Here is a 17,069-nt window from a genome sequence, read left to right on the forward strand (position 1 = left end):
GGCCGCCAAGGGGGTCACCAGGGCGGCCGGGCCGTCGCGGCTCTAACGGAGGTCGAACTCGTTGGCCTTCACACCGTTGACGAAGGCGTCCCACTCGGCGGGGGTGAAGAACAGCTTGGGCCCTTCGGGGTCCTTGGAGTCACGCACGGCTACCAGGTCGGCCTGTCCGGCCTTGTGACCGGGCCCGTCGACGACGCCTCTCCACTCCGCGACCTCAACGCAGTCACCGCCGTTGTTGCCGCTGAAGCTTGACTTACGCCACTGCACCTTGCTCACGTCCACTTTTCCTCTGCCGTCCTCTTGATAAGCTCTAACGACATGCTCAGAGGCAACGCCTCTATGCGAATGGCCTCGAACTGCTTCACGGCTGCCGCCACCTCGTCCTGGTCACCAGTCGTCAGCCCGTGAATGGCCGTTTCCAAATACGCTACCTCGATACCGCCTTCCAGCGTGGCGATCGCGAACCCCGCCAGAATGCCCGTGCGCACACAGCCGCGTGGAACGACCTGTACGCTGACTTGAGGACTGGTGATTTCCACCAAATGCTTCAGCTGGTCGTGCACGATTTCCGGACTGCCCACCAAACGGTGCAGAACCAGCTCGTCGATCACGCATCGGAGGGTGGGCGGCGGAGGGTCCTCGCGGGTCAGGATGGCCTGACGCTCCAGACGGGCTGCGGTCGCAGCGTCGTCACCCAGCAGAGCACGCGCGTAAGCCTCGGTCTGCAGTAGCCCCGGGAAAACCAGCGGCTGATAGGTCCTGAGAGTAATCGCCGCCCGCTCCTTGTCGCGCCACTTGCCGAACCAGGAGGGGAAAACCTGCCCCTTTCTCCAGTCGAGGAGCCGGTAGAGAGACCCGTCCGTGCTGAGGACCTTGTCACACGTCTCAGCGAACTCCGGGCTGGCCGGAAGCTGCCCCGTCTCCACGCCGCTGATCAGGGACTCGCTGAAGTGAATCCTCTCGGCGAGCTGCCCCTGAGTGAGGCCCGCCGCCTTCCGGTAGTGACGCAGCTCTCTGCCCCATATTGCCTGAGGTGTGTAGAGGTTGGCCACGATGCCCTCCCTTGCCGGAATTCAACGACCGCGACGTGAATCCCAAAGCTCGCCCTTGGTAACCGTTCCACCACCAAGCGTAGTCGCGTCTCGGCACTCTGAACATACAAAATCAGAGAGAGAAAGAGAACCCATGGACGAGGCTCTCAAGGCGCAGGTGGCACTGGCCGAACATCACCACACAATCAATCCCGTCTTTTCCCAGCTAGGAGAGAAGTGGATTCCGCACGCAAGGGAAAGTGTGGCGTCCGTCCGCCGCTTCGTCCGCGACGTGGCCGCCGACTGGAACGCGGCGGAAGATATCCCGGAAATCGCCGAACTCCTGGCCTCGGAACTCGCCGCCAATGCGGTCGCCTACGGCGCCGCAACCATTCAGGCCGCGAGCGCCATCCGGATCACAGTCGGCAGGAAAAGAGACCTGATGATCGTGGAAGTCCACGACTCCTGCACGGTGCCTCCTCGGAGAAGATGGGCAACCCACCTGGAAACCTCCGGCAGAGGACTCGCCATCGTCCAGAACCTCTCCCACAACTGGGGCTGGACCCTTACCCCCTACGGAAAATCCGTCTGGTTCCAGCTCGTGGCATGGCCCTGAAAATCAGATGGAACGGAGGCGGTGACCCCAGCCGACCGGGTCACCGCTTACCCCACAACCCCCCGCGCCGTCGCCACATCAATCTTCCCGGTAACCGCCGCCGTAATCAACGATCGCCGATGTTCATGGAGGAGAAGAGACTGCTTGTCTATAGCTATGCGGGCGCGGGTGACCACCGAAAGCTGCTCATCCACCTGATTTACAATATGTCGTTGCTGTTCCAGCGATGGGAGCGGAATCGGAAAATCAAGAATTTTACTACTGTTCGTAGAAGCGAGGTTAGTGGTCTTCACGCCGGTGCTCTCAAAGTAGCAGCGTCCATGAAGTGTCTGTGTCATCAAGGCCAGATATTCAGCCTCCAGCTTCGTTGGATCAGGGCGGAGTGCGAACACGTGGTTTTGGTGCAGGCAACCTTCAAGCTCACCATGCCAGACTGTGCCACGGCCCAACTTATCCAGGTCACCACCTTCGGTCATCAGCACATCCCCCGTCCGCAACGTGCTCCGATCGGCAACTTTGCGTGGAACGGTGATTTCGGCGACCGAGTCGAGATTCACATAACCCGCCTGGACGTTTGCTACCCGGAGATACGGACGTGTGACGACATCGCCACCTAGATCACGTGAGCTATCGACAGTGAGCCCCGACTGAAGACGGCAGGTATACCCAAGGCGTACCAGTGGCCGATCTTCCGGAATTTCTGGCAACCAAACCCAAGGCCAGCGTTCCACAAACCCACTAAGCGCCCCAGGAACGAGAATTTCAGTGACCAGCGCAGCCGCTCTTTCATCTAAATTACGACGCTGGATCGCACGAAGCGATTCGATGCGTGAAATTTGAGCTGTCTCAGAGTCAAGAAAGGCGGCGATGCGCCGCTGCTCCTCAACCGAGGGCAGTGGGATCCGAAGCTGTTCAATATCTGGCATGTAAATAGTCTTGTGAGTAGATCCCGCAGCGACCCTTCGAAGGTCAGGCGCCATCGCCCGCAACGCATGAAGCAGAAATCTCGAATGGAGTTTCGGACCACAGGTCCACGTTGCAAAGTCCTGGCTGGTGGCCATATCAATGCCCATGATCGCCGAGAAGCCGACAGATGCCGTGCGAGACAGCATCACCGTTCCCGCCGGATGAAGGACTGCCGCCGAGTTCACGAGGCCGAGCTGACTGATCTTCTCTTTGGTCTCCGCCACAGTGTTGCGCGTGCCGTCACGAAGCTGCCAGACATCCGCGAGCGTCATCCAGGGAATTGTGCAGTTCTTCCAATAATCCGGGCGCTGGCGGCTCGGGGTATGCCCAGTGCCCAACTTCGCAACGTACCTGATCGGGACGGTGGGCCATCGCGACTGCGAAAGCCACGGAGCCACATCCCCCGAACTCATCGAGTCACCTCACCGAGGAGCTTCTGGATTTCGGCCTCCAATGACTTAAGCTCGGCGTCGATCTCCTCCAGCGGCCGAGGTGGCGTGTACACGTAGAAGTGCCGGGTGAAGGGGATCTCGAAGCCGAGTTTGGTCTTGGAGTGGTCCACCCAGGCGTCGGGAACGTGGGGCAGGACCTCGCGCTTCATGTATTCCTCGATCTCGGCCTCGCGCTCGGCCGGAGTTGAGTTCATCGACGTCAACGGCACGTTCTCGTTGTCGCGCAGGTCGGCGTCCGGCAGGGGGTTGTTCTTCCTGTCGGTCTGGAGCTGGCCACCCGAGTCGCTGACCGCCACCTCGTTCCAGATCACGGTCTCGACCGGCTTAGGCAGCTTGCTCAGCCCGTTCTCCGCCAGGGCCGCGTCCAGCTTGCCGGCGAACTCCAGCTTCGTGGCGCACGCCGTACCGACCAGGGAACCAAGAGCGGCGAGCACCGCGTCACGCTGGTCGAACTTGGCCACCGCCTTGGCCTCCCCCACCGCCTCGGCGGTCAGGCCGGTGACCTCGAAGCGCTGCCGGAGCGGACGCTCCACGGTGATGCGCTGGTAGCCAAAGGCGTGACGCGGGAAAACCTTCACCTTGGCGTGGTGCGCGTGCTCGGGGTCCGCCGCGATGGAGAGCGCGTCCTTGTAGATCGCGGTCAGCTCGGTGATCTGGTCGTCGGGGATGAGCTTGCGCTTGTCACCGAGGGACTTGCGCATCTTGGTCCAGGAGGCGCGGGCGTCGAGCAGGATCACCTTGTCCTTCAGCGTCTCCGCCTTGCGGTTGGACAGGATCCAGAAATAGGTAGAGATGCCGGTGTTGTAGAAGAGCTGGTCGGGCAGGGCCACGACAGCCTCAAGCCAGTCGTTCTCCAGGATCCAGCGGCGGATCTCCGACTCCCCCGACCCGGCCGCCCCGGTGAAGAGCGGGGAACCGTTGAAGACGATGGCGACGCGGGAGCCGCCCTGCTCGACCGGCTTCATCTTGGAGATCATGTGCTGGAGGAAAAGGAACGATCCGTCGTTGATCCGGGGCGTGCCCGCGCCGAAGCGGCCGGCCCAGCCGAGGTTGTCCGCCTCGTCCATGATCTGTGACTGGACCTTCTTCCACTCCACGCCGAACGGCGGGTTGGCCAGCAGATAGTCGAACCTGCCGTCGGGGTGGCCGTCGTGGGTGAAGGAGTTGCCGAAGGCAATCTTCGAAGGGTCCTGGCCCTTCAACATCATGTCGGAGCGGCAGATCGCCCAGGACTCCGGGTTGAGCTCCTGGCCGGAGACCTTGACCGTGGCCTTGGCGTTGTAACGCTTGATGTACTCCTCGGCCGCGCTGAGAATGCCGCCGGTACCGCAGGCCGGGTCGTAGACGGTGCGGACGATGCCGGGCGTCATCACGTCGTGGTCGTCAGGGGCCATCAGCAAATTGATCATCAGCTGGATGACCTCGCGCGGCGTGAAGTGCTCACCGGCGGTCTCGTTGGAGATCTCGGAGAACTTCCTGATCAGCTCCTCGAAGACGTAGCCCATCTGGTGGTTGTCCACCACGTCCGGGTGCAGGTCGATGGCGGCGAACTTCGACAGCACCAGGTAGAGCAGCCCGGCCTCGTCCAGACGGGTGATCTGCTCATCGAAGCGATACTTGTCCAGGACCTCGACCGCGCCCGTCGAGAACTTGCCGATGTAGGCCCGCAGGTTGCGGGCGACGTTCTCGGAGTCCTTGCTCACCTTCCCCAGGTCAAGGGGACTGGTGTTGTAGAAACTCGCCTCCGAGGCGTTTCTCAGCTTGATCTCGATCAGTCTGGGCGGCAACAGCTCACCCTTCAGCCTCTCGGCCTCGGCGAGCACCGCCTCCTTGGTGGGCTCCAGCACGCAGTCGATCCGGCGCAGCACGGTGAAGGGCAGGATGACCTTGCCGTACTCAGACTGCCGGTAGTCACCGCGCAGCAGATCGGCCACCGACCAGATGAAGTCCGCGTACTTCTGGTGGTTACCGCTCACCGTGATCCCTCCGTATTTCAATGATTCGCGCTCCCCATCTTCGCCAACCGCGACCGAGCAGCGGGGCGGATAGGGAAAATCCCCAGGCCACCGCAGATATCGTCACACCAGTGTCCACCCGGCCGGACGTGAAGTGCGCCTTTTCGAACATCTCGGGAGACTCGTGTGCGTGAGACTATCGCATCTCATAAACCGACGATAGACACCGACTTTTACCATGTGTCTTGAGTTCACACAGAACCGCCTCTTGTAGATCGTCCCGCACCGGCGGACATCAAGGTTGCCTCGGCACCAGGCGTGGAGGCATCCGCCGGGACGGGCTGGCGTAACGGGTGTGTGCACGTTCCACCTCGCGCTCCCACACCAGCCGAAGCACCTCGTCTGTCCGCGGGACCTGGAAGCCGAGCCCCTCCAGTACTTGGCGGAACGCCGGGTCCACACCGCCGTCGGACAGGGTGATGAGCGCCGACAGCATCGGAAGGACGTCAGCGGCCGGCGTGTCCACAGCGACGAGGACGGCGGTCCAGTCCACGGGGTTCCGAAAAACAGGACCCGCCAGTCGATCCATGACACGCCCCCGGTCGATGGTCGCCTGCTCCCGTGCGGCACCGATCAGGAGATGCCGCACGACGTTCGCCAGATCGATCGTCCTCGCAGGCGCGAAGAGTTCTCCCCGCCGTTCTACAGGCCTCTGCCTTATCAACTCCTGCTCGGGCAGTTCGATCGCCGAAGAGACAAGCTGAGAGTTGACCTTGACGACCGGGGAATCGGTTTCCGTGGATCTGATAACGCGCCCCCTCCGAGCGGGGAAGCTCTCCAACCACCCTTCATGGGCCGCGATCTGCTTTAGCTCGTATTTGAACTTCCGAGCCGGGACGGCGACCATCGCCCTCTTGGCCCTGGCGATCAGATCGGCCATCGATACGACGTTCTTCCGCTTCTTCGCCTCTCTCATTTGGCTTAGCAGGCTGTACAGCTCATCGCGAATCGCCCACTCTTTGCGCTGGTCTGTCCGTGGGAGTTGGGCAGCCTGCCGTCTTTCGGCCGGAGACATCCCGGGATCAGCGCCCCCACCCCTTCTCTGACCGGCAGAGGTCTTGCTGTCGGTCGCGAGGGTGACGCTCGCCTGCGAGGCCTTGTGAGCCAACATCCACCGCTTCAGTTCCACGAGCTCTTCACGTGTGCGCCGGAATCTTGGCAGCGCCAGTAATCTCACTCTGTTGCCCACCGACAAGAGAGTGGTCACCTCAGCGAGTAGCCGAGCAACCGCCTCAGCGTCCCGAGTTTTCCGCGCTTTACGGAGCCTGCTGGTCAGCGAGATCAGGTTGGCACGGACCCACTCTTCGTCACGTGGAGGCACGCGATCGTCGACGACGCGAACCGTGGCGGCGGCGATGGATGGCTGGACGACAACGGCCTTCACAGCCGGCTCTTCCACGACAAGCGAGGTGAGGCCCCGCGCGTAGATGGTCCAGACGACCCTGGATTCGTCCTCCTGCCATGCCGCGTTGGCCATGGCCGGACCGGTCAGCCTATAAAAGCTACCAACCAGCAGGTCTACGGCGTCGGGAAGCACTACGCGGGCCGTCATCGCCCGTCCGGTCGGTTCCGAGACGGCTTTCGCGGCCACCGCGTGGGAACCCGGCGAAATACCAGGGCCTCCGACCGGTTTCATGACCGCCGCCTCGGGGATGATCGTCACCTCCTCGGCCAGCAGGGGCAGGCCCAGCGGCCCAGTGGTTCGCTTGCGGGATTCGACGAGATGAACGCGTCGCGCGTCCCGGAGAACAGGGGTGACGATTCCCCACTCGGAGATCTCACACTCGTTTAGATCGTTCCAGACGAGATCGCCGTCGCGTGTCTCGGTTCCCACTTGGACGACCCGAGCGCCATCCTTCGTGTCGCACCTGACTCTGAGGGCGTATCCGTCCCGGTCGACAAGATTCCTGGCGGTGAGGGTCGCTCTCTGCCCGAACACCCACTCGACCTCGCGGGCGCCCCGGCGAAGCACGCGGTCCGCCTCGGCCCATCCCTCCTGGGTGAGGTTGGTGAGCTGGACCTGAATTAGAGATCTGCCTTTCGGCCCGCTCACGGTCAGGTCCGTGCACTGCCCGTCGGTCATCCGCCCCTGGAACCGCTGTGGCCGGGCACTTCTGAAGGCGGCGCTCAGCCCTCGGTGAATGTAGAGATGGTCGGCGCTGTCCTCGCCAATGTGTGTGCGTTCGCAGGTGGGAGCCCTACCGTCCAGATCCGGATAGTGCGCGAAGTGGCACACCCTGTCCTTGTAGAGCTTGCCCACGAGCCGCCAGCCACATCCGCCGAGCCACGTACCGCACCAGAACGTCCGCCCCTTGTACTTCGTGAGATACAGCTCGGCGTCGTGGTGATCTTCCGGCAGGAAAAGAGGGTGATCCGATCTGGAATCGCCAAGGACTGCCGTTCGAACCTTCCGGTTGTCCATTGCCACAGAACCTCTTGAAAGTCGCGTTCGGGGGTAGCAAGAACGCCGCAAACTCCGAAATTTCCAGACCTTACGGTAGATCGCCGAATCCTAACGCCGCGGTAGCCGACCGCACAGAGAAACAGGGAGCTTTCCCTTAGGAGATCAACTCAGGCGGAGTGAGCGTTTCTTGCCTGAGGCCGTGGGTCGGTGCGGTCATCGGGGGCAGGAAGGCGGCCGCGTACATCTGCCCGGTCTCCGCCTCGCCGTACGGCCGGCGGAGCACCGCCGAACGGCCGTCGACCTCACCGATCAGCCCCAGGGCGAACTGCCGGGCGACATCGCAGTTCGTACAACGGTCGTCCACGTACCAGCCGTCTTCGCCGCCGGGCCGGGCCACCACCGAGCCCTCCCGCTGCGCCCCCGCCGGGGCGACCGACCTGTCCATGGTGCCCCCTTCATGGAATTCCAAGGTTTTGTGAGACGCCGGAATCAGGCCACTCATCCTTTTTGATCTCCTCGGGCCGGGCCCGTGTGCGTTCGGTGTTGCCCGAGCGCACGTTGACAGGAGGCGGACGGATGGTTGTAATGGTGCGCGTGTCGCGTGACGCCGGCCGAAGAGCAGTGGGCGGGCCGGTGGTCGGGCGACACCATTCACAAAGGGGCGATGCCATGGGTTCACACTCCGCACCCTGCGCCTGACCTAAGCGTCTCCGCACGTCCCGCCCTGTCCTGTGCGGTGCCCGGCACCGCCGTGCGACCCCGGTACGTCACGCCTCCCCCGACGGCCGCCGCGTTCCGGCGAGCGTCCACGGCCCCGCGTGCCCGATCGAGGTCCGTCTCCGGGCAGGCGTTCACGTGCGGCACCGCGCTGCGTTCATCACCGTCATTTCACCGTCGCCTCGGCCCCCTCGCGGGCCCACGCACTTCTTTGGAGACCCAAAACCGTATGCCTGCGTCCTTCAACCAGCCGATCATCGAGGAGTTCCGGGCCAACGGGGGAAAGGTCGGCGGCCCCTTCGAGGGCGGCGACCTCCTCCTGCTGACCACCACCGGCGCGAGGTCGGGGACGGAGCACACCGTCCCCCTCGGCTACGTCCGCGACGGCGACCTGCTGCTCGTCGTCGCGTCCGCCGCCGGCGCGCCCCGCCATCCCGCCTGGTACCACAACCTGCTCGCCCATCCCGTGGTGCGGGTGGAGATCGGCACCGAGGTGTTCGAGGCGATCGCGGTCCCCGCCGAGGGTGGACGGCGCGAGCGGCTGTTCGAGCACGTGGTGCGCGCGGCGCCCGGATACGCCGACTACCAGGTCCGCACCACCCGGATCCTGCCGGTCGTGGTGCTGAAGCGTTCTGAGCCCGAGGCGGGAGCGGACCCTCCCGAGGTCGCCGGTCTCGCCGGCAAGCTCATGGAGGTCCACACCTGGCTGCGCTCGCAGTTGCGGCACGTGCGCGCCGAGGCCGACGCCCACCTCGCCGCACGGGAGACCCCCCGGGGCCCCGGTGAACCACCGCCGCCGGGACTGGGCCTGCAACTCCGGCAGCACTGCCTGGCGTTCTGCCAGTCCCTGGAGTTCCACCACAGCGGCGAGGACGCCCACGTCTTCCCCGCACTCGCGATCCGGCACCCTCACCTGGGCGACACCCTCGACCGGCTCCGCGACGAACACCGGGTGGTCGCGCGTATCCAGGGCGAACTACTCGCCCTGCTGGCCGACATCGACACCGCCGACCCCCGGCGTTTCCGCACCGAGCTGGACCGGATGGCGGAGCGGCTGACGGCACACCTCGACTACGAGGAGGAGTCGCTACTCCCCGTCCTGGCCGGGATTCCGTGGCCTCCGGCTCCCCCGGTACCCGGCACGGCCGAAAGCGCCGCCACCTGACCGGGTGACCACACCGGGCGGGTAACCGGCCCCGGGGCCGCCGGGGCCGGGAAGCGGTCGTGCAGGGGAGCCGGCCGGACTCTCCTCAGGAGGGCAGCGGAGGCGGGTCGAGCGCCCCCTCAGCGAGCCCTTGCACGATCGCGGCCACCATCAGGTGACCGGAGGCGCCGAGCTCCCGGAGGTCGGCCTCGAACGCGAAGACCCTGCGGAAGACGTCGCCGTAGCGCCTCTGTTCCTCCGGCGACAGTCGCGGCACCTGGGCCCGCCGCGGATCGAAGCGCGTCGCACCAGACTGCGTGCCGACCGTCGCGGCGGAGGACAGGGCTCGGACGAACCCCGCGAGAAAGTACGGATCGACCCGGCCGGGATCCGCCCTCAGCAGGGTGAGCCGTGGGCCGAGCAGCAGACCGGATTCCTCGATCACCTGAGTGGCCAGGCCCTGTCCCCGGGAGGCGACGACCACGTCTCCCGGTTCGAGCCTGATCCGGCCCTCGGGCCGGGTGCGTGTCTCCACCGGTCCCCCGTCGAACAGGTGACGATCGACGAGCACGGGGTCACCCGAGCCGTCGATCTCGAAACGCCCGGCATGCCGCGTGGTCAGCGCCCCGATCCGCTCCAGTTCCGCCAGGCCGACCGTCGGCATCTCCCGGCTCACGCCCGGTACCGCCTCGGGGACCAGGGCGGAGAGCCGTCCGAGCTGCTCGGCCAGGCGCTCGCGGAACAGGAGGTAGCCACCCGCCGAGACCTGGTCCCTCGCCCCCAGATGGCGGGCGGGGGTGACGTCGACGTCCTCGTCGATCAGGTCGATGATCGGCACCGTACGGCTCTCGCCCGGCCGGTCGAGGTCCCGCTCGGGGGCCACCCGGAACTCGTGCCACCGCTCGGCGATCGCGTCGAAGGTGCCGGGACCGGCCTCGGCCAGCAGCACCCGCGACGGGGTACGGCCGTCGCCGGAGGGCTTGCGGAGCACCCAGAGGTGCACGGGAAGCCCGGTGCCCGAGGCCGTCTTCGGGGGAAGGCCGATGACGGCCTGGAGCGTCCCGCTTCGGAGCAGGTTGCTGCGGATGCGACGGCCCGACCGGCGGTTGGCCGCGATCGCGGGCATGAGCAGCACCGCGATCCCGGCCGGCTCCAGATGGGCGAGCGCGTGCTGGACCCAGGCGAGCTCGGACTCCGCCTTGGGCGGCAGGCCGTACTCCCAGCGCGGGTCGCTTGTCAGCTCGTCGTATCCCCAGTTGCGCTCGTTGAAGGGCGGATGGCACACGACGGCGTCGACGGTCAGGCCGGGCCAGGCGTCTTCACGCAGGGAGTCGCCCGCCCTGACCGTGCCGTTCACCGTGCTCAGCGCCAGGCGCGACTGCGCCAGCCTGGCGAGGGACTCCTCGTGCTCCTGACCGTAGGCGTGCTCCACGCCGCTCAGCGCGGCGAGCAGGACTCCGAGACCGCAGGCGGGGTCGAGAACCGATCGGACCTCCGGCCCGGCCAGCCGCGCCATGAGGTCGGCGACCTCGGCCGGCGTCTCGGCCGGCCTGCGGGAGTGGACGTCGGCGTAACGGTCGAGGAGGAAGCGGACGGCCTGGGCGTCTCCCTCCTCCTCCGCGTATCGCCTGACGAGCTTCCACAGGGAGGCGGGGACCGCTCGGGGCTTTCCGCCACGGCGCAGGAGCTCGGTGACCTCGGCGACGACCTCGCCGAGCCGGAGACCCTCGGAGGCCCCGCGGATCTGCTGCCAGACCCGCTCCCGCAGCGGCAGCTCATCCACCTTGCCCTGCCCCAGCAGCCACGCCTCCACGGCGCCGAGCGAGAATGCCGGGCTGGTCGCCGTGCCTCCCACGGGCTCGGGGAAGTCCTCGTGCCGCTTACGCCAGTTGCTCACGGCCGCGCGGCCGACCCCCGCCATCCGCGCGATGTCCGCCGCGGTGACGGTCGCCTCGTCCGCCGCCATTGTCGCCCCCTTCTGTTCTCCCGTTTTCAACACCCCATTCTGTGGACATCAACGTACCCCACACCGTTGTCGCACGTCGACCACAAACACAGAATAAGTGTATTTGGTTCACAATCCACGCGGACAGAGATCAGCTCGACACGATCGCGCTGAATGCGATGCCCTTCTGAGGGCCGATGTTTTATCGGCCAAGGTGACTGAGAGAAATTTCCCGAATACTGCGCTTGGCGACGACTCTCCGGTATTACCCTGGTCACCAGGAGTGAGATCGCGTGCTTTCCGGCAGGGAGGGTCACCGGTTGAACAACGTGTTCATCTCCTATGCCCACGAGGACGGCGACTGGGTCCGTGCCCTGGCCGAACGCCTTCGGAGCAGCGAGGTTCAGGTCTTCTTCGACGAATGGGATTTACTGCCGGGCGACCTCATCGTGCACAGAATCGACAGGGCGATCCGGGAGTCCACCGGTGGAATTCAGGTTTTCAGCCCGGCCGCGATGACCAGACCCTGGATAAGGCAGGAGTACGCGGCGCTCATGCAGGCGTCAATCGAGCGCGGGCTGCGGTTCATCCCCATTCTGTACGGCGACGCCGACATCCCGCCTTTCGCCGCCACCCGGGTGTGGATGGACTTCCGCAGACTGACCGGGCGGGTCTACGACGACAAGGTGGCCGAGCTGGTCCGTGCCCTCCGGGGCGAACCCTCCCCTCCGGCGGCCGCCGGCGCCCGCCCGCCGGTGCCCGAGGAGTTCCTGGACGCGGCGCGCGTCAGGACGTCCCAGCCGCCCGCCGAGCCCGAGCCGCCCGGTTTCGTGGTCTGCTACGCCCGCGCGGACGTGGAGTACGGGGAGCGCCTGGTCGGCCACCTGTCCCGGGCGGGGCTGCCCGCCTGGTCCATCGGGGACCTGCTCTGGGGCGACGACTACATCTGGAGGATCCGGCAGCGGCTCCGGTACGCGCTGGCGGTCGTCGTGCTGATGTCGCCCGAGGCCCAGGAGTCGGACGACCTGACGCGGGAGATCCTGGAGGGCCACCGGCACAGCCGCGAGTTCTTCCCGATCCTGCTGCGCGGGGAACGGCACTACCTGCTGGCCGGCAGCTGGTACTTCGACGCGCGGGACGGCGTCCTGCCGGGCGCGGCCGAGCTCGACCTGCTGCGACGCCTGCGGGACGTCCGCGGGACCGGCGCGGGACACGACCTGCCGAGGGTGCTGCCGGAGCCGCTGGTACGGCCCCCGGTGCGCGCCGTACGGGCACCGGCCGACGTGTCGCTGAGCAGGCTGAGGGCGTTCCTCGACGAGCGGGAGGTCGAGCACGCAGACCTGCTGACGACGTCGCTGCTGCTCGACGCGGTGAACCGGCAGGAGAGCGGATGGATGCGCCGGGCCGACGGGAGGCGGCTGCGGAACGCGCTGCTCACCGGGGTGGACGCCGCCTGGTCGGAGTTCTCCGGCGGGGAGTACGGCTTCCGGGCGCAGCTGCGGCGGGCCGGCGTGGGGAGCGGCCGGTACTCGGACTTCCTGTCGCTCTCGATGGGCTACGGCTGGCGGACCTCGCAGGACGGAACGGTCCCGAGGTACGACGAGTTCGCCGGGCGTGGAGGGAGCGGCGCCGGCTTCTTCCCGACGCTGCGCAACCCGCAGAGTGAGCAGCACATGGACTGGTACGACCAGTGGACGGAGACCGTGCTCGCCGTCCACCTGCGACTTCGGACGTGGAAGGGACCACGATGATCGCATTTTCGCTGGGGCTGCTCCTCGTCATCGTGACAGGTGGCGCCGTGGTCGCCTATCGGATGGGGCTGGGGGGAAGACGGCTGGGTTTCCAGATGGTGCCGGCGAATCACATCGGCATCGTCCACCGGCGGTACGGGCACGTCCACCAGGACCGGCGGTTCAAGAGGATCACCCCGTACGACACGCGCGGCCTGCAGGCCAGGACCCTCACCCCCGATCGCCGGTACTGGCTCCCGCCCTGGATCTACCGGGTCGAGTTCGTGCCCAGGGTGGACGTACCGGCGGGGATGATGGGGCTGGTCACCGCGCACGAGGGCGCGAGGCGGAGTCCCGACAGGACGCTCGGCCGGTACGTGGAGTGCGACGACTTCCAGGACGGTCAGACGTTCCTGCTCAACGGCGGCGAGCAGGGTGTCCAGCTGAAGACCCTGCCGGGCGACAACTCCTACTACATCAACACGGCGCTCTTCACGGTCGAGTTCGTGCCCCGGACCTATGTGCCGACGGGCACGGTCGGGCTGATCATCGCGAAGGCCGGCAGGGTCCGTCCGCCGGACCAGCCGTTCAGCCGGTACGTGGAGTGCGACGACTTCCAGGACGGCCACGCGTTCCTGCTCAACGGCGGCGAGCAGGGCAGGCAGCTGGGGATCCTCGCGGGCGGGACGTCGTACGCCGTCAACCCCGCGCTTTTCGATGTGATCACCTCGAAGACCGTGGACTCCTCCGCCGAGGGGCTCACCGCCGACCATCTGAAGGAGGTCGTCATTCCGGTCGGTCACACCGGAGTGGTGATCACCCTGGACGGTGTGGAGCCCACGCGACGGGAGGGGGCCGTCGGGCCGCCGGTGCCCGATCACCGGAGCTTCCGGCTGCCCTGGGTGTTCCTCGCCAACGGCGGGCACCGGGGGGTGCAGGAGGAGACCCTCGGCGAGGGCGCCGTCTACGCGCTCAACCCCTGGTTCGTGCGTGTCGTGCTCATCCCGACCCGCCTGCTGTTCCTGGAGTGGACGAAGAAGGACGTCTCGCAGTCGGGCAACTTCGACGCGGCTCTCGGGCAGATCGTCGTCAACATCCAGGGGCATCGGCTGCAAGTGGAGATGTCGCAGACCCTGCAGATCCCGGACAGGGCGTCCCCCAAGCTGGTCAGCCAGTTCGGCGACGACGCGACCTCCGGGCTGGGCGGCCTGGTCGTCAACCCGGTTCCGGTGCAGCGGTTCGTCGAACGAGTGCTGGGCGGCGCGGTCGAGACGTACTTCAACGAGATCGCCGCCGCCTCCACCATCCAGGCGTTCCTCACCGAACACGCCGGTATCCGCACCGAGCTCGCGTCACGGGTGCGTCAAGCCCTCGCCGCGTGGGGGGTGAAGGCCGCGAGCACCACCCTGAGCGAGTTCGAGTCGCAGGATCCGGAGCTCGACAAGGCCCGTCAGCGGATCTTCGCCGAGCAGATGCGCGGCAAGGAGCTGAGCGAGCAGGCGAAGAACAAGCTGATCGAGGCGAAGATCGAGAAGATCCAGAACGCCACGGACCGGGACGCCCGCCTGCTGGATGTCGTGGTGCTTGAGCGGCAGATCGAACTTCTCGGCCGAGACGCCATGGCCATGCAGATGTTCCTGCGCGAGCTGAAGGAGATGGGGGTGCCCGAGGTCGTCAGCGGAGACGCGGGCTCCCTGCTGGAGTATCTGCCGATGCAGCGCGCCCTGGAGATGATCGGAGGCGCCCGGCAGCGCGCGGAGCAGGCCGCGCTCTCCGACGACGCGTGAGCTCTCCCCCGACGAGTGACGGATAGCGGGTGACGGATGACGGCTGAGGCCCGGGGCACCGTGGTCTCTACGGCGTCTTCGCGGGACGGGCCTCACGATGGCCTCTCGGCCGGTGCGACGGATGTGCCGAATGTGCCGGTCCCGGCAGCGCGGCTCCGCCGGTGGCCGGATGAAGGGAAGCCCGCGGATTTAACCGGCGAGGAGCTTGCTGACCGCCTGGTGGGAGACCCCGAGCAGCACACCGATGTCCCGATGGGGAAGCCCCTGCTCATGAAGCCGACGTGCGGCCTCGCGTGAACGGCTGACCGCGTCGTCACGCAACCGGTCCGCCTCCCGGCGGACCTCTCTGGTCCGCGCGACCTCCGCTGCCAGTTCCTCCCCGAGGACGGGAACCACCGTGATCTGCCAGGTGGTCGCAGCCCGGTCGTCGATGTCGGCGTCGAAGCGAACGGCCAGCAGGTCGCGCACCGTCTCCTCGGCCTGATCAAGCCGCCGCGACTGTGTATGCGCCGGACGCCGCAACCCCGGCCCCTCGATCTCCAGCGCCCACCAGCCACCGGACCGCTGGGCCGTGACCCGGAACTCGTTCACTTACCCTCCTCCTCGTCATCCCGGCTCATGTCCCGTTGAGCTTCCGCGAGCAGCGCGTCCCACTCCTTGAGGATGCCCTTGGCCGTCAACTCGTTGATCTCAGAGTGACGCGGCACGATGACCGCGTCTCCCCGGACGTACCACTTGTCATGACCACCGCCATGGATGTCTGGTGTCTTGGAGAACTCGAAGCCGTACCGCTTGGCCAGACGGGCCATCCGGCTGAGCAGGTCGTTCCGTTTCATTCAGCGTAGTCAATGCGGTTGCCATCATCAAGGCAACCGCATTGACTATATATCCGGATAGATCCTGTTCGCGCCCATGGCGCCTGCGTGTAGTGGGAATCAGGAGGTGGCCGGCAACGCCTCCACCGCCACGGAGCCGAGCCGAACGCTCACGAGGCTCTCCTCACGGGCTTCCAACGGCGGCGCGATCCCGTACCACCCCATACGGTCCGGACGTATCAGAACCGGCCCGGACCCGCGTCAGATCTCGGCGAGCCTCGCCGGACGGCCGTCCCGTCGGACGGATTATCGCCGCCGCCCCCGCCGTCCGGCGAAACGTCCAGCCCCGGTTGCGTACGGCCCGCCGACCGGCACGATGCGGAGGCGTGAACGACAACGACCTTCTCCAGCTCAACGGCCGCAGGTTCGTCATGGTCAGCTCGACGGCGAGCGCGGTTGACCCGGACCGGCCCACCGAGTTCGTCTACCGGGAGGCCGACGGGGTCATCTGGGGCGACTACACCGGCGACACTGTGCTCCACGGGCGCTTCGTCGGTACCCGGGACGCCGACCGGATCGAGCTGACCTACGTGCACCTGCTCACGACCGGGGAGCGCGCGAACGGGCGGAGCAGCAGCCGCATCGAGCCCCTTCCCGGCGGACGGCTTCGGCTGGTGGAGGAGTTCCGGTTCGCCGGGGACGACACGCCGCACGTGAGCGTGTGCGCCGAGATCGTCTGAGGCGGCCGGTCAGTCGTCCTGCTGGAGCTGGGCGCGGCCCTCGGCCGCGCCCACGAAGCGCATCTTGCCCAGGGGCACGTCCGTTCCGGCTCCCCCGGCGGGGTCGGGGGCCGGGCGGCGCTGGGAGCGGCCGGAGCGGCGGTCGCTCGGCAGGACGTAGGGCCGTTTGAGCACCTCGTCGAGGATGAAGACGGTCTCGGTGGCCTTGACAGCGGGAATGTTGGCCAGCCGCTCGGTCACCAGCGCGTGCACCGCGGCGACGTCGGTCATCCGGACCTGGATCATCGCGTCGTGCTGACCCGTGGTGATGGCGCAGTACTCCACCTCGGGCATCTGGGCGAGCTGGGCGCGGAACTGGCGCCACATCTGCTGCCGGACGGTCACGAAGACCAGCGCGGTGATGCCAAGCCCCGCGCGGACGTGGTCGATCTCGGCGGTGAACCGTTTGATCGCGCCGTCGGCGCGCAGCGCCTCGAACCGGGTGTAGGCGTTCGCCCGCGAGATGCCGACGCGCTCGGCGAGGGCCGCCACGGAGATTCTGCCGTTCTCCCGCAGCACCTCAAGGATCTTCAGATGCGTCGCGTCGAGTTCGAGGCCGATTCCGATCCGTCCAGACTGACCGCCCGCGTGAGCCGAGTTTCTTGATGTTTCGGTCAACTTTGTACCCCTCACGTCAGATTTGTCTCACTTTACCGTCTTTATCCGGT

Annotated in this window: 15 protein-coding genes; 5 read left to right on the top strand and 10 right to left on the bottom strand. The window is 66.5% G+C overall.

Annotated features, from left to right (window positions below; translation table 11 throughout):
* Positions 1–42 precede the first annotated feature (42 nt).
* Together ACWEF2_RS01555 and ACWEF2_RS01560 are read right to left on the bottom strand one after the other, a co-directional pair.
* Complete coding sequence (locus ACWEF2_RS01555; RefSeq protein WP_453811050.1) at positions 43–282, bottom strand: DUF397 domain-containing protein; 240 nt, start codon at positions 280–282, stop codon at positions 43–45.
* On the bottom strand, positions 273–1,052 hold the full coding sequence (locus ACWEF2_RS01560) for a helix-turn-helix domain-containing protein (protein WP_453811051.1): 780 nt from the start codon (positions 1,050–1,052) through the stop codon (positions 273–275). The genes ACWEF2_RS01555 and ACWEF2_RS01560 overlap by 10 nt, the downstream gene beginning before the upstream one ends.
* 133 nt (positions 1,053–1,185) lie before the next feature.
* On the opposite strand from ACWEF2_RS01560, the gene ACWEF2_RS01565 reads away from it, so the two are divergent.
* Positions 1,186–1,647: an ATP-binding protein gene (locus tag ACWEF2_RS01565; RefSeq protein ID WP_453811052.1), complete on the top strand. Its 462-nt coding sequence runs from the start codon at positions 1,186–1,188 to the stop codon at positions 1,645–1,647.
* 47 nt (positions 1,648–1,694) lie between these two features.
* On the opposite strand, the gene ACWEF2_RS01570 is transcribed toward ACWEF2_RS01565, so the two are convergent.
* The 4 genes from ACWEF2_RS01570 to ACWEF2_RS01585 all read right to left on the bottom strand — a co-directional run bounded on the left by ACWEF2_RS01570 (position 1,695) and on the right by ACWEF2_RS01585 (position 7,929).
* On the bottom strand, positions 1,695–3,026 hold the full coding sequence (locus tag ACWEF2_RS01570) for a restriction endonuclease subunit S (protein WP_453811053.1): 1,332 nt from the start codon (positions 3,024–3,026) through the stop codon (positions 1,695–1,697).
* Positions 3,023–5,041 carry a type I restriction-modification system subunit M gene (locus ACWEF2_RS01575; protein WP_453811054.1) on the bottom strand — a complete coding sequence of 673 codons (2,019 nt, stop codon included), beginning with the start codon at positions 5,039–5,041 and terminating at the stop codon, positions 3,023–3,025. The genes ACWEF2_RS01570 and ACWEF2_RS01575 overlap by 4 nt, the downstream gene beginning before the upstream one ends.
* Positions 5,042–5,315: 274 nt before the next feature.
* A complete protein-coding gene (locus ACWEF2_RS01580; protein ID WP_453811055.1) occupies positions 5,316–7,502 on the bottom strand; it encodes a hypothetical protein in 2,187 nt (728 codons plus the stop codon).
* Between the two features lie 136 nt (positions 7,503–7,638).
* Positions 7,639–7,929, bottom strand: coding sequence for a hypothetical protein (locus tag ACWEF2_RS01585; RefSeq protein WP_453811056.1), 291 nt, complete (start codon positions 7,927–7,929; stop codon positions 7,639–7,641).
* 501 nt (positions 7,930–8,430) lie between these two features.
* Between ACWEF2_RS01585 and ACWEF2_RS01590 the strand changes: the two genes are divergently transcribed.
* The gene (locus ACWEF2_RS01590; protein ID WP_453811057.1) at positions 8,431–9,366 is read left to right on the top strand and encodes a nitroreductase/quinone reductase family protein; all 936 of its coding nucleotides are present in this window, start codon (positions 8,431–8,433) and stop codon (positions 9,364–9,366) included.
* A gap of 85 nt (positions 9,367–9,451) precedes the next feature.
* Here the strand turns inward: ACWEF2_RS01590 and ACWEF2_RS01595 are convergent, their stop codons facing one another.
* Positions 9,452–11,311 carry an HsdM family class I SAM-dependent methyltransferase gene (locus ACWEF2_RS01595; protein ID WP_453811058.1) on the bottom strand — a complete coding sequence of 620 codons (1,860 nt, stop codon included), beginning with the start codon at positions 11,309–11,311 and terminating at the stop codon, positions 9,452–9,454.
* A 308-nt stretch (positions 11,312–11,619) separates the two neighbouring features.
* Here ACWEF2_RS01595 and ACWEF2_RS01600 point away from each other — a divergent pair, with 308 nt between their 5' ends.
* Positions 11,620–13,041 carry a toll/interleukin-1 receptor domain-containing protein gene (locus ACWEF2_RS01600; RefSeq protein WP_453811082.1) on the top strand — a complete coding sequence of 474 codons (1,422 nt, stop codon included), beginning with the start codon at positions 11,620–11,622 and terminating at the stop codon, positions 13,039–13,041.
* Positions 13,038–14,807, top strand: coding sequence for an SPFH domain-containing protein (locus ACWEF2_RS01605; protein WP_453811059.1), 1,770 nt, complete (start codon positions 13,038–13,040; stop codon positions 14,805–14,807). Before ACWEF2_RS01600 ends, ACWEF2_RS01605 begins: the two co-directional genes overlap by 4 nt.
* A gap of 189 nt (positions 14,808–14,996) precedes the next feature.
* On the opposite strand, the gene ACWEF2_RS01610 is transcribed toward ACWEF2_RS01605, so the two are convergent.
* Together ACWEF2_RS01610 and ACWEF2_RS01615 are read right to left on the bottom strand one after the other, a co-directional pair.
* The gene (locus ACWEF2_RS01610) at positions 14,997–15,398 is read right to left on the bottom strand and encodes a hypothetical protein (RefSeq protein ID WP_453811060.1); all 402 of its coding nucleotides are present in this window, start codon (positions 15,396–15,398) and stop codon (positions 14,997–14,999) included.
* Positions 15,395–15,643 carry a hypothetical protein gene (locus ACWEF2_RS01615; RefSeq protein WP_453811061.1) on the bottom strand — a complete coding sequence of 83 codons (249 nt, stop codon included), beginning with the start codon at positions 15,641–15,643 and terminating at the stop codon, positions 15,395–15,397. The genes ACWEF2_RS01610 and ACWEF2_RS01615 overlap by 4 nt, the downstream gene beginning before the upstream one ends.
* A 365-nt stretch (positions 15,644–16,008) precedes the next feature.
* Here ACWEF2_RS01615 and ACWEF2_RS01620 point away from each other — a divergent pair, with 365 nt between their 5' ends.
* The gene (locus tag ACWEF2_RS01620; protein WP_453811062.1) at positions 16,009–16,362 is read left to right on the top strand and encodes a hypothetical protein; all 354 of its coding nucleotides are present in this window, start codon (positions 16,009–16,011) and stop codon (positions 16,360–16,362) included.
* A 9-nt stretch (positions 16,363–16,371) separates the two neighbouring features.
* Here the strand turns inward: ACWEF2_RS01620 and ACWEF2_RS01625 are convergent, their stop codons facing one another.
* Complete coding sequence (locus tag ACWEF2_RS01625; RefSeq protein WP_355596552.1) at positions 16,372–17,019, bottom strand: Lrp/AsnC family transcriptional regulator; 648 nt, start codon at positions 17,017–17,019, stop codon at positions 16,372–16,374.
* Positions 17,020–17,069: the final 50 nt, after the last annotated feature.

This window comes from Streptosporangium sp. NPDC004631 (assembly GCF_053601935.1).

What these genes read in the sequence shown, in the direction of transcription:
- ACWEF2_RS01565 (WP_453811052.1), top strand. Translation starts at nt 1,186, where the DNA reads ATGGACGAGGCTCTCAAGGCGCAGGTGGCACTGGCCGAACATCACCAC.
- ACWEF2_RS01570 (WP_453811053.1), bottom strand. Translation starts at nt 3,026, where the DNA reads ATGAGTTCGGGGGATGTGGCTCCGTGGCTTTCGCAGTCGCGATGGCCC.
- ACWEF2_RS01580 (WP_453811055.1), bottom strand. Translation starts at nt 7,502, where the DNA reads ATGGACAACCGGAAGGTTCGAACGGCAGTCCTTGGCGATTCCAGATCG.
- ACWEF2_RS01585 (WP_453811056.1), bottom strand. Translation starts at nt 7,929, where the DNA reads ATGGACAGGTCGGTCGCCCCGGCGGGGGCGCAGCGGGAGGGCTCGGTG.
- ACWEF2_RS01590 (WP_453811057.1), top strand. Translation starts at nt 8,431, where the DNA reads ATGCCTGCGTCCTTCAACCAGCCGATCATCGAGGAGTTCCGGGCCAAC.
- ACWEF2_RS01595 (WP_453811058.1), bottom strand. Translation starts at nt 11,311, where the DNA reads ATGGCGGCGGACGAGGCGACCGTCACCGCGGCGGACATCGCGCGGATG.
- ACWEF2_RS01605 (WP_453811059.1), top strand. Translation starts at nt 13,038, where the DNA reads ATGATCGCATTTTCGCTGGGGCTGCTCCTCGTCATCGTGACAGGTGGC.
- ACWEF2_RS01615 (WP_453811061.1), bottom strand. Translation starts at nt 15,643, where the DNA reads ATGAAACGGAACGACCTGCTCAGCCGGATGGCCCGTCTGGCCAAGCGG.